The sequence below is a fragment of the Pseudomonas sp. NFR09 genome (assembly GCF_900111535.1).
GTDB lineage: Bacteria > Pseudomonadota > Gammaproteobacteria > Pseudomonadales > Pseudomonadaceae > Aquipseudomonas > Aquipseudomonas extremorientalis.
In genome coordinates this window covers 281,010-292,749 of sequence record NZ_FOIH01000006.1, presented here as the reverse complement: position 1 = coordinate 292,749, position 11,740 = coordinate 281,010, and the positions used below count along the sequence as shown (strand labels likewise).

The window sequence follows — 11,740 nt, the reverse complement described above, 5'->3', positions numbered from 1 at the left end:
ATGTGGGAGGGGGCTTGCCCCTCCCACATATCAATTACTGGCCGCTGTAGATCTGGTCGAACACCCCACCATCATTGAAGTGGGTCTTCTGCACGGTACGCCAGTCTCCAAAGGTCTTCTCTACCGACAGGAAGTCGACTTTCGGGAACCGGTCGGTGTACTTGGCCAGCACCTTCGGATCACGCGGGCGCAGGTAGTTGTTGGCCGCGATTTCCTGGCCTTCCGGCGACCACAGGTACTTCAGGTAGTCTTCGGCCGCCACGCGCGTGCCTTTCTTCTCGACCACTTTGTCGACCACCGACACCGGCGGCTCGGCTTCGGCGGAAACGCTCGGGTAGATCACTTCGAACTGATCACGGCCGAATTCGCGGGCGATCATTTCCGCTTCGTTCTCGAAGGTCACCAGCACGTCGCCGATCTGGTTGGTCATGAAGGTGGTGGTGGCGGCACGGCCACCGGTGTCCAGTACCGGCGCTTGCTTGAACAGCTTGCCAACAAAGGCCTTGGCCTTGTTTTCGTCACCGCCGTTCTTCAGCACATAACCCCAGGCCGACAGGTAGGTGTAGCGGCCGTTACCCGAGGTTTTCGGGTTGGGCACGATCACTTGAACGCCATCCTTCAACAGGTCCGGCCAGTCTTTCAGGGCTTTGGGGTTGCCTTTGCGCACGATGAAAACGGTGGCTGAGGTGAACGGCGCGCTGTTGTTCGGCAGGCGGGTGACCCAGTTGTCCGGCACCAGTTTGCCGTTGTCCACCAGGGCGTTGATGTCGGTGGCCATGTTCATGGTGATCACATCGGCCGGCAGGCCGTCGATGACCGAGCGTGCTTGCTTGCTGGAGCCACCGAAGGACATCTGCAGCGTCAGCTTGTCGTTCGGGTGCTCGGCTTCCCAGTGTTTCTGGAAGGCAGCGTTGTAGTCCTTGTAGAAGTCGCGCATCACGTCGTAGGAGACGTTGAGCAGTGTGACGGGGGCAGCCTGGACGGCGCCCACCAGGGCAAGGCCGGCGGCCAGAAGGGAGGCGCTAAGGAGTTTTTTCACTGCTCATTCCTTGTTGTTCGAGAAGGTTGCTGATTGAGTAGGGGCAATTTGCCAGCGACTATAGCTGGCGTCGCATAGACGTTTAAAGATTAAAACGAACTTTGCTTATTCCACTTTCTTGAAAAGATGACTGCCACAGCGTGAGCAGAACGCTGCGTTTGGCTCATGGCTGTCTTTCTTGCACACCGGGCAGTCATGCTGCAATTGTTCACCGCGCATGGCACTGGCCAGTTCGGCGGTGAAAATCCCGGTGGGCACGGCGATGATCGAGTAACCGGTGATCATCACCAGGGACGAAATCACCTGGCCCAGCGGGGTCTTGGGCACGATGTCGCCAAAGCCCACCGTGGTCAGGGTCACGATGGCCCAGTAGATGCCCTTGGGAATACTGGTAAAGCCGTGCTCCGGGCCTTCGATCACGTACATCAGGGTGCCGAACACCGTCACCAGGGTGCACACGCTGACCAGGAACACCACGATCTTCTGCTTGCTGCCGCGCAGCGCCGCCATCAGGTAGTTGGCCTGCTTGAGGTAGGGGCTGAGCTTGAGCACGCGGAAGATCCGCAACATCCTGATGATGCGGACGATCAGCAGGTACTGCGCGTCGCTGTAATACAGCGCAAGGATACCGGGCACGATGGCCAGCAAATCCACCAACCCATAAAAGCTGAAGGCGTAGCGCAAGGGTTTGGGCGAACAGTACAGCCGCAGCCCGTACTCGATCAGGAAGATGAGGGTGAACCCCCACTCGATGTACGCCAGCACGTCGGCGTAGTTCTGGTGAATCTGGTCAATGCTGTCGAGCATCACGATCACCAGGCTGGCGAGGATGATCAGCAGCAGGATGCCATCGAAGCGCCGCCCGGCGACTGTGTCACTTTGAAAAACCATGACGTAGAGCCGTTGGCGCCAGTCGTTGTTGCTGTCCATAAAGCCCGCCTGAATCGAATATCGAGCAAGCCTAGGGGGATTCGAAGGGGCTGTCCATGCGGGGTTTCTGAAGCACTCGAACACCTGCGCGTATCAGCCAGCAGGCGAGTATGAATGGCGCGGTCAACGCGGGCAGGTGCAGGGCCGCAAAGCCCGGTGTGAGGAGGATCGCCAGCAGGATACCGAGCAGCGGCAACCAGGGTTGGCGACGCATCTGGCTCAATGCCATGGCCGCCAATGCCGGGTTGTAGCTGTGCAGGCCGAGGAGGGCGCCCGCAGGTTCGTCCAGCCACAGCGCAAGCAGCACACCGACGCTGGCACCGATCAGCGCCCATACAGCGGCGCGGCGGTTGGCCAGCCACAGACCCAGTGCAATCAGCGCGCCCGCCACTGGTTGGTCCAGCAGCATGATCTGCGCAAGCCCGGTAAAAGGCGCCGTGAGGATAGCCAAGGTGTCGGGTTCGCCCAGGGCAAACGTGTTCTGCGGCACCGTGCCCAGCAACAACCAGCCCAGGCCGACAAAAGGCACCGTGTAAGCGGGCAAGTCATTGGGCTGGTCGGCGTGTTTCAACCATTGCCGTGTCAACATCGCCGCCAGTCCGCCGCACGCCAGGATCAGCGGCGGCAACAACGCCGACCAGGCAAAGTGCTGGCTGATCAATAAGCCCAGCAGAACGCCGTTGTAGCTGTAAAGGCCGGCCTGGCGTTCGGCCTTGGGATAACCGCGACGCTGGGCCGTGAGCAACCCCGCCACGCCACCCAGCAGCGCCCCGCCGAACAAGGCCGGGGCGCCGATCAGGATCGCCAGCAGGCACAGCAGGCCGCACAGCGGCTGGCGCTGCAGGAAGATCTGGCTGAAGCCGTTGAGCAGGGCTTCGGCCCAGTCAGGGCAGGATGGGTTGTGCATGGTGATTAATCAGTGGGACCGAGTTGTTCCCATCGGGGGCAAGCCCCTCCCACACTTGATTGGGTTCACAGATTCAAATGTGGGAGGGGGCTTGCCCCCGATGAGGGCCTTACAGACGCTAAATCAGCGTCTCGATACGCAGCGAGTTGGTCGACCCCGGCCGCCCGAACGGCACCCCCGCCGTAATCACCAACGTATCCCCACGCTCCGCCATGCCCTGTGCCTGGGCTATCTCCAGTGCCGTGGAGCACACCTCATCCACTTGGCGCAGGCGGTCATTGACCACCGAGTGCACGCCCCACGCCACGCTCAAGCGCCGCGCCGTGGACAGGTTCGGCGTAAGGTTGAGGATCGGCGCCACTGGCCGCTCCCTGGCCGCGCGCAGGCTGGAACTGCCCGACTCGCTGTAGTTCACCAGCACCGCCACCGGCAGGATGCTGCTGATGCGGCGGATCGCACAGCTGAGTGCGTCCGACACCGTGGCATCCGCCTTGGGCCGGTTGACGTCGAGCTGGGTCTGGTAGTCCGGGCCGTTTTCCACCTGACGGATGATCTTGCTCATCATCTGCACGGCTTCCAGCGGGTACTCGCCGGACGCCGTTTCCGCCGACAGCATCACCGCGTCCGCGCCTTCGGCCACGGCGTTGGCGACATCGGTGACTTCGGCACGGGTCGGCGCCGGCGAGAAGCGCATCGACTCCAGCATCTGTGTGGCCACCACCACCGGTTTGCCCAGTTGGCGGCAGGTACGGATGATGTCTTTCTGGATCTGCGGCACGCTCTCGGCTGGCACTTCCACGCCCAGGTCGCCCCGGGCCACCATGATGGCGTCGCTCAGTTCGGCGATTTCTCGCAGGTGCTGCACAGCCGAGGGCTTTTCGATCTTGGCCATCAGGAAGGCCTTGTCGCCGATCAGCTCGCGGGCTTCGCGGATATCCTCCGGGCGCTGCACAAACGACAGCGCCACCCAGTCCACGCCCAGTTCCAGGCCGAAGCTCAGGTCGCGCCGATCCTTGGCGGTCAGTGGGCTGAGTTCCAACAGGGCTTGTGGGACGTTCACGCCTTTGCGGTCCGACAGTTCGCCACCATTGAGCACGGTGGTGTCGATGGCGTCAGTATGTTTGGTGATGACCCGCAGACGCAGCTTGCCGTCATCCAGCAGCAGGTCCATGCCCGGCTCCAGCGCCGCGATGATTTCCGGGTGGGGCAGGTTGACCCGGCGCTGGTCGCCCGGCGTCGGATCCAGGTCAAGGCGCAGGGCCTGGCCGCGCACCAGTTGCACCTTGCCCTCGGCAAAACGCCCGACCCGCAGCTTCGGCCCCTGTAAATCCATGAGGATGCCCAACGGGTAATTCAGCTGGCGCTCGACCTGGCGGATCCATTGGTAGCGCTGGGCGTGGTCGGCATGATCGCCGTGGCTGAAATTGAGCCGGAAGATATTCACCCCGGCTTCCACCAGTTCGCGGATGTCATCGATACCGTCGGTGGCCGGGCCCAGGGTGGCGAGGATTTTGACCTTCTTGTCAGGCGTCATGTTGGGCAGTCTCAAGGATCAGGATGGCGCGGAAGTCGTTGACGTTGGTGCGCGTCGGCTCGGTGACGATCAACCCGTCGAGGGCGGCGAAATAGCCGTAGCCGTTGTTGTTGTCCAATTCGTCGCTGGCCGACAGGCCGAGGGCTTCGGCGCGGCGGTAACTGCAGGGGGTCATGATGGCGCCGGCGTTGTCTTCCGAGCCGTCGATACCGTCGGTATCACCGGCCAGGGCGTATACGCCGGGCAGGCCCTTGAGGCTATCGGTGAGGCTCAGCAGGAACTCCGCGTTGCGCCCGCCACGGCCAGTGCCGCGCACGGTGACGGTGGTTTCGCCACCGGAGAGAATCACGCATGGCGCCGCCAGCGGCTGGCCGTGTTGCACGATTTGCCGGGCAATGCCGGCGTGTACCTTGGCCACGTCCCGCGCTTCGCCTTCCAGGTCGCCGAGGATCAATGGGCTGAACCCGGCCTGGCGCACTTTCACCGCCACGGCTTCGAGAGATTGCTGCGGGCGGGCGACCAATTGGAAGTGGCTGCGCGAGAGCACCGGGTCGCCGGGCTTGACGGTTTCCGAGGCCGGGTCTTGCAACCAATTGCGCACCGAGGCGGGAACGTCGATGTGGTAGCGCTTGAGGATCGCCAGGGCCTGTTGCGAGGTGCTCGGGTCGCCCACCGTGGGCCCGGAGGCAATCACCGTGGCCTGATCGCCGGGTACGTCGGAAATCGCATAGGTGTAGACCGTCGCCGGCCATGCGGCTTTCGCCAGGCGGCCGCCCTTGATTGCGGAGAGGTGCTTGCGCACGCAATTCATCTCGCCGATGGTCGCGCCGGATTTGAGCAGGGCTTTGTTGATGGCCTGTTTGTCGGTCAGGGTGATGCCTTCGGCGGGCAGTGCCAGCAAGGCGGAACCGCCACCGGACAGCAGGAAGATCACGCGGTCGTCTTCACCGAGGTTACCGATCAATGCCAGAACGCGCTTGGCCACCGCGAGGCCCGCCGCATCGGGCACCGGGTGCGCGGCTTCGACCACTTCGATTTTTTTGCAGGGTGCGCCGTGGCCGTAACGGGTGACCACCAGGCCGCTGACGTCGCCCTGCCAGCAGTTCTCCACGACCAGCGCCATGGCGGCGGCCGCCTTGCCGGCGCCGATCACGATCACACGGCCGCTGCGGTCGGCGGGCAGGTAGGGTTCGAGGACTTGCCGGGGGTGGGCGGCGTCGATGGCTGTGGCAAACAGCGCGCGAAGCAGGTGTTGCGGATCGACCGACATAAGCGGGCTCCCGGGGATTTTTGTTATTAGAGGTGCGTCAATTTCAGGCTTGGAATGGGGTCAAATGGTGGGAGGGGGCTTGCCCCCGATGGCATTCTTTCATTCAACATTTTTGTCGGTTGATACACCGCTATCGGGGGCAAGCCCCCTCCCACATTTGACTGCAGCTCATCAGGGGTTATTTATCGCGAATCGAGAAGTTCGCCATATGCTCCAGGCCCTTGATCAGCGCCGAATGGTCCCAGTTGCCGCCGCCAATCGCGGCGCAAGTGCTGAACACCTGTTGCGTACCGGCGGTGTTCGGCAGGTTGATGCCCAGCTCCTTGGCCCCGGCCAGTGCCAGGTTGAGGTCTTTCTGGTGCAGGTTGATACGGAAGCCCGGATCAAAGGTGCCCTTGATCATGCGTTCGCCATGCACTTCGAGGATTTTCGACGAGGCAAAGCCGCCCATCAGGGCTTCACGCACCTTGGCCGGGTCGGCACCGTTCCTGGACGCGAATAACAATGCTTCGGCCACCGCCTGGATATTCAGCGCCACGATGATCTGGTTGGCGACCTTGGCGGTCTGGCCATCGCCATTGCCGCCCACCAACGTGATGTTCTTGCCCATGGCCTGGAACAGCGGCAAGGCGCGTTCGAAGGTCTGCGGCTCGCCACCGATCATGATGCTCAGGGTGCCGGCCTTGGCGCCGACTTCGCCACCGGACACGGGCGCGTCCAGGTACTGCGCGCCGGTCTCGTTGATCTTCGCGGCGAATGCCTTGGTGGCAGTGGGGGAGATCGAACTCATGTCGATCACCACCTTGTTCCGCGACAGGCCTGCGGCGACGCCGTCCTTGCGGAACAGCACGTCATCCACCTGAGGTGTATCCGGCACCATCACGATGATGAACTCGGCTTCCTGCGCCACCTGCTGCGGGTTGGCCAGGGCCACGGCGCCAGCGTCGATCAGCGCTTGCGGGGCCTTGCCGTGGTGCTCGGAGAGGAACAGTTGGTGGCCTGCTTTCTGCAGGTTCGCGGCCATGGGTTGGCCCATGATGCCGGTGCCGATGAATCCGATTTTAGCCATGAAAGAATCCTCTTTTTATTAGATGGCGTTATGGGTTTTCAACCAACCCAAACCCGCTTCGGTGGTGGTCAACGGCTTGTATTCACAGCCGACCCAACCCGTGTAGCCGATGCGGTCCAGATGCTCGAACAGGAAGCGGTAGTTGATCTCACCGGTGCCCGGCTCGTTACGCCCCGGGTTGTCCGCCAACTGGATATGGTTGATCTCGCCCAGGTGCGCGGCCATGGTGCGGGCCAGGTCGCCTTCCATGATTTGCATGTGGTAGATGTCGTACTGCAGGAACAGGTTGTCGCTGCCGACCTGTTCGCGAATCGACAGGGCCTGCGCCGTGTTGTTCAGGTAGAAGCCAGGGATGTCGCGGGTATTGATCGCTTCCATCACCAGCTTGATGCCCACCGCTTGCAGTTTTTCAGCGGCGTACTTGAGGTTGGCGACGAAGGTTTTTTCCAGGGTTTCGTCATCAACGCCGTGTGGGCGGATGCCTGCCAGGCAGTTGATCTGGGTGTTGCCCAGCACCTGGGCGTAGGCGATGGCCAGCTTGACCCCGGCGCGAAACTCTTCGACGCGGTCCGGGTGACACGCCAGGCCGCGTTCACCCTTGGCCCAGTCACCGGCCGGCAGGTTGAACAGCACCTGGGTCAGGCCGTTGGCGTCGAGCTGCGCCTTGATTTCAGCGGAACTGAATTCATACGGGAACAGGTATTCGACCCCTTGGAAACCGGCATCGGCAGCCGCTTTGAAGCGGGCAAGGAAGTCCTGTTCGGTAAACAGCATGGACAGGTTGGCGGCGAAACGCGGCATAGGGTTCTCCTTAATCGAGCAGGGAAATGGCAGTCGGCGCATCATTGCCGACCAGCGCCAGATCTTCGAATTCATTGACGGCGTTGATCTCGGTGCCCATGGAAATATTGGTCACGCGCTCCAGAATAATCTCAACGATCACCGGCACCTTGAATTCTTCGATCATTGCCTCGGCGCGGCGCAGTGCCGGCGCGATCTGGCCTGGCTCGAACACGCGCAGGGCCTTGCAACCCAGGCCTTCGGCGACGGCCACGTGGTCTACGCCATAACCGTTGAGCTCCGGGGCGTTGAGGTTGTCGAAGGACAGCTGCACGCAGTAGTCCATTTCAAACCCACGCTGGGCCTGGCGGATCAAGCCCAGGTAGGAGTTGTTCACCACCACGTGGATATACGGCAGCTTGAACTGCGCGCCCACGGCCAGTTCTTCGATCATGAACTGGAAGTCGTAGTCGCCGGACAGCGCCACCACCTTGCGGCTCGGGTCGGCCTTGACCACGCCGAGGGCGGCGGGGATGGTCCAGCCCAATGGGCCGGCCTGGCCGCAGTTGATCCAGTGGCGTGGCTTGTACACGTGCAGGAACTGCGCGCCGGCAATCTGCGACAGGCCGATGGTGCTGACGTAGCAGGTGTCTTTGCCGAACACCTGGTTCATTTCTTCATACACACGTTGTGGCTTGACCGGTACGTTGTCGAAGTGCGTCTTGCGGTGCAGGGTGGCCTTGCGCTGCTGGCAGTCGTGCAGCCAGGCACTGCGATCCTTGAGTTTGCCGGCAGCTTTCCACTCGCGGGCCACTTCAATGAACATTGTCAGGGCGGAGCCGGCGTCGGAGACGATGCCCAGGTCCGGGGTGAAGACGCGGCCAATCTGCGTGGGCTCGATGTCGACGTGAATGAACGTGCGGCCCTCGGTGTACACCTCCACCGAACCGGTGTGACGGTTGGCCCAGCGGTTACCGATGCCCAGCACCACGTCCGACTTGAGCAGCGTCGCGTTGCCATACCGGTGGGAGGTTTGCAGGCCGACCATGCCGACCATCTGCGGATGATCGTCAGGGATGGTGCCCCAGCCCATCAGGGTCGGGATCACTGGGATGCCGGTCAACTCAGCGAATTCCACCAGCAGCTCGCTGGCGTCGGCGTTGATCACGCCACCGCCACTCACCAGCAGCGGGCGCTCGGCCTGGTCCAGCAGGGCCAGGGCTTTTTCCACCTGCACGCGGGTGGCCAAAGGCTTGGCCAGGGGCAGCGGCTGGTAGGCGTAGATGTCGAATTCGATCTCGGCCATCTGCACGTCGAAGGGCAGGTCGATCAGCACCGGGCCGGGGCGGCCGGAGCGCATTTCATAGAAGGCTTTCTGGAAGGCATACGGCACTTGGCCGGGCTCCAGGACAGTGGTTGCCCACTTGGTCACCGGCTTGACGATGCTGGTGATGTCCACGGCCTGGAAATCTTCCTTATGCATGCGGGCGCGGGGCGCTTGCCCGGTGATGCACAGGATCGGGATGGAATCGGCCGAGGCGCTGTAAAGACCCGTGACCATGTCGGTGCCCGCCGGGCCCGACGTGCCGATGCACACGCCGATGTTGCCGGCCTTGGTGCGGGTGTAGCCCTCGGCCATGTGGGAGGCGCCTTCAACGTGGCGAGCAAGGACGTGATCGATGCCACCCACCTTCTGCAAGGCCGAATACAGCGGGTTGATCGCGGCGCCTGGGATACCGAAGGCGGTGTCTACGCCTTCACGGCGCATGACAAGGACGGCGGCTTCGATTGCTCTCATTTTGCTCATTATTTTGGTGCCTCTTGCGTTTTGTAATTGTATACAAGTGGTGTCTGTCTAAAGTGTATTCACGGCGGGCTGCGCAGGTCAATGCATTTTATAAACTGGCCTTTGCGTTCGTCGGAACGGCTTTTTTCGACGTATGGAGCTTTTGTGCGAAAGTATTGTATACAAAAATAAATGTCATTGTGTTCTATTTGCCGGGTGGCGCATCTGATCATTCAGACCTGAACCGCGTTCCCAATAACAAAAGAAGGACGGCACCATGAGCGCTTTAACCTTGAAAATTGCCACCCAACTGGCCAGTCAGGCCCTTGCTGCAGGGCGCAGTGTTGCGGCGGAGCCGCTGACCATCGCGGTACTCGACAGCGGCGGTCACTTGATCGCCCTGCAACGGGAGGACGGCGCGAGCTTGCTGCGCCCGCAGATCGCCATTGGCAAGGCCTGGGGGGCGATTGCCCTGGGCAAGGGGTCACGCCTGCTGGCGCTGGACGCGCAGCAACGCCCGGCCTTTATCGCCGCATTGAACAGCCTGGGGCAGGGCAGTGTGGTGCCAGCGCCGGGTGGGGTGTTGATTCGAAGTCAGGAAGGTGTGGTGCTGGGCGCGATCGGGATCAGCGGGGATACGTCGGATATTGATGAGCAGTGTGCGATCACGGCGATCGAGGGGGTGGGGTTGATGGCGGATGCCGGGGTGTCAGCTTGATTTTGTGTTGACTTGCCCCCGATTGGCACACACACGGTGTGTCAGTCCGGCTCACAGCCCTTGAGCACCAACCGGATAATGGTCTGCGCCGCCGCCTCGTAATCCGCTTCATCCAACTTGGCCTTGCCGGTCACTGCCGAGATCTGCCAGTCGAAATCCGCGTAGGTCTGTGTGGCCGCCCAGATGCTGAACATCAAGTGATTGGGGTCAATCGCCGCGATCAGGCCACGATCCACCCAATCCTGGATGCACGCGATGTTGTGTTTGGCCTGGGCATTCAGTTGCTCGACCTGATCAGCGCTCAGGTGCGGCGCGCCGTGCATGATTTCGCTGGCGAACACCTTGGAGGCAAACGGCAGGTCGCGGGAAATGCGTATTTTCGAGCGGATGTAGTTGCTCAGGACTTCCTTGGGGTCGCCCTGCGGATTGAATGGCGTGGAGGCGGCCAGGATCGGCTCGATGATGCTTTCGAGCACCTCGCGGTAGAGGTTGTCCTTGGACTTGAAGTAGTAGTAGACGTTGGGCTTGGGCAGCCCGGCCTTGGCGGCGATGTCGCTGGTTTTGGTCGCGGCGAAGCCCTTGTCGGCGAACTCCTCGCTCGCCGCCCGCAGGATCTTTTCTTTGTTGCGCTCGCGAATGGTGCTCATAAACCTGGAGTTTCCTTGCCAAGACAGGCGGTTGCGCATGGTAGCACCGGCTATCCGCGCGCCTCAACAATCTGCCCGTCGGGCCTTGCGCCGCGTTATGCTCGCGCCATCTCACTCTTACGGAAGCCCGATTCATGGCAGGAAGCAGCTTGTTGGTGTTGATCGACGATATCGCCGCGGTACTCGATGACGTTGCCCTGATGACCAAGATGGCGGCGAAGAAGACCGCCGGGGTGCTGGGCGATGACCTCGCGCTCAATGCCCAGCAGGTCTCCGGCGTGCGCGCCGAACGGGAAATCCCCGTGGTGTGGGCGGTGGCCAAGGGCTCCTTCGTCAACAAGTTGATCCTGGTGCCCGCAGCGCTGTTGATCAGTGCGTTCGCGCCGTGGGCGGTGACGCCGTTGTTGATGCTCGGCGGCGCCTACCTGTGTTTCGAAGGTTTCGAGAAACTCGCGCACAAGTTTCTGCACAGCAAGGATCAGGACCAGGCTGAACATGCGCAGTTGGTCGAGGCCGTGGTCGATCCGGCAACCGACCTGGTGGCCTTCGAAAAGGACAAGATCAAGGGTGCCATTCGTACCGACTTCATCCTTTCCGCCGAAATCATCGCCATCACCCTCGGCACCGTGGCCGATGCGCCGCTGATGCAGCAGGTGATCGTACTGTCCGGCATTGCCATCGTCATGACGGTGGGCGTCTACGGACTGGTGGCCGGTATCGTCAAGCTGGATGACCTGGGCCTGTGGCTTACCCGCAAGCCCGGTCAGGTGGCGCGCAGTATCGGCGGTGCCATCCTGCAAGCGGCACCGTACATGATGAAGAGCCTGTCGGTGATCGGAACGGCGGCGATGTTCCTGGTCGGCGGTGGGATTCTTACCCATGGCGTGCCGGTGGTGCATCACTGGATTGAAACGGTCAGCCAGGGTGCGGGCGGGGTGGCGTGGTTGGTGCCGGTGGTGCTCAACGGCATTGCGGGAATTGTTGCGGGGGCAGTGGTGCTGGCGGTGGTCAGCGCAGTGGGCAAGCTCTGGAACGCCGCGAAGGCTTGATCCGTTGGCAA

Annotated in this window: 11 protein-coding genes; 2 read left to right on the top strand and 9 right to left on the bottom strand. The window is 62.0% G+C overall.

Annotation, left to right across the window (positions count from 1 at the left end):
• Window positions 1–34: 34 nt before the first annotated feature.
• The 8 genes from BMX59_RS15790 to gcl all read right to left on the bottom strand — a co-directional run bounded on the left by BMX59_RS15790 (window position 35) and on the right by gcl (window position 9,336).
• Window positions 35–1,039 carry a sulfate ABC transporter substrate-binding protein gene (locus BMX59_RS15790; RefSeq protein ID WP_093123200.1) on the bottom strand — a complete coding sequence of 335 codons (1,005 nt, stop codon included), beginning with the start codon at window positions 1,037–1,039 and terminating at the stop codon, window positions 35–37.
• A 105-nt stretch (window positions 1,040–1,144) separates the two neighbouring features.
• A complete protein-coding gene (locus tag BMX59_RS15785; protein ID WP_092247791.1) occupies window positions 1,145–1,969 on the bottom strand; it encodes an ion transporter in 825 nt (274 codons plus the stop codon).
• Between the two features lie 31 nt (window positions 1,970–2,000).
• Complete coding sequence (locus tag BMX59_RS15780) at window positions 2,001–2,876, bottom strand: urea transporter (RefSeq protein ID WP_092247794.1); 876 nt, start codon at window positions 2,874–2,876, stop codon at window positions 2,001–2,003.
• A gap of 118 nt (window positions 2,877–2,994) precedes the next feature.
• Window positions 2,995–4,410, bottom strand: coding sequence for a pyruvate kinase (pyk, locus tag BMX59_RS15775; RefSeq protein WP_093123193.1), 1,416 nt, complete (start codon window positions 4,408–4,410; stop codon window positions 2,995–2,997).
• Window positions 4,400–5,680, bottom strand: coding sequence for a glycerate kinase type-2 family protein (locus BMX59_RS15770; protein ID WP_093123190.1), 1,281 nt, complete (start codon window positions 5,678–5,680; stop codon window positions 4,400–4,402). The genes pyk and BMX59_RS15770 overlap by 11 nt, the downstream gene beginning before the upstream one ends.
• 178 nt (window positions 5,681–5,858) lie before the next feature.
• On the bottom strand, window positions 5,859–6,749 hold the full coding sequence (locus tag BMX59_RS15765; RefSeq protein ID WP_093123187.1) for a 2-hydroxy-3-oxopropionate reductase: 891 nt from the start codon (window positions 6,747–6,749) through the stop codon (window positions 5,859–5,861).
• 18 nt (window positions 6,750–6,767) lie between these two features.
• Window positions 6,768–7,550: a hydroxypyruvate isomerase gene (gene hyi / locus BMX59_RS15760; RefSeq protein WP_071488471.1), complete on the bottom strand. Its 783-nt coding sequence runs from the start codon at window positions 7,548–7,550 to the stop codon at window positions 6,768–6,770.
• A 10-nt stretch (window positions 7,551–7,560) separates the two neighbouring features.
• Complete coding sequence (gcl, locus tag BMX59_RS15755; protein ID WP_093123183.1) at window positions 7,561–9,336, bottom strand: glyoxylate carboligase; 1,776 nt, start codon at window positions 9,334–9,336, stop codon at window positions 7,561–7,563.
• A 256-nt stretch (window positions 9,337–9,592) separates the two neighbouring features.
• On the opposite strand from gcl, the gene BMX59_RS15750 reads away from it, so the two are divergent.
• Complete coding sequence (locus tag BMX59_RS15750; RefSeq protein WP_093123179.1) at window positions 9,593–10,033, top strand: GlcG/HbpS family heme-binding protein; 441 nt, start codon at window positions 9,593–9,595, stop codon at window positions 10,031–10,033.
• 41 nt (window positions 10,034–10,074) lie between these two features.
• Here BMX59_RS15750 and BMX59_RS15745 read toward each other — a convergent pair whose 3' ends face one another.
• Entirely contained in the window at window positions 10,075–10,680 is a 606-nt protein-coding gene (locus tag BMX59_RS15745; RefSeq protein ID WP_092247810.1) for a TetR/AcrR family transcriptional regulator, read from the bottom strand.
• A gap of 134 nt (window positions 10,681–10,814) precedes the next feature.
• Between BMX59_RS15745 and BMX59_RS15740 the strand changes: the two genes are divergently transcribed.
• On the top strand, window positions 10,815–11,729 hold the full coding sequence (locus BMX59_RS15740) for a DUF808 domain-containing protein (protein WP_093123172.1): 915 nt from the start codon (window positions 10,815–10,817) through the stop codon (window positions 11,727–11,729).
• Window positions 11,730–11,740: the final 11 nt, after the last annotated feature.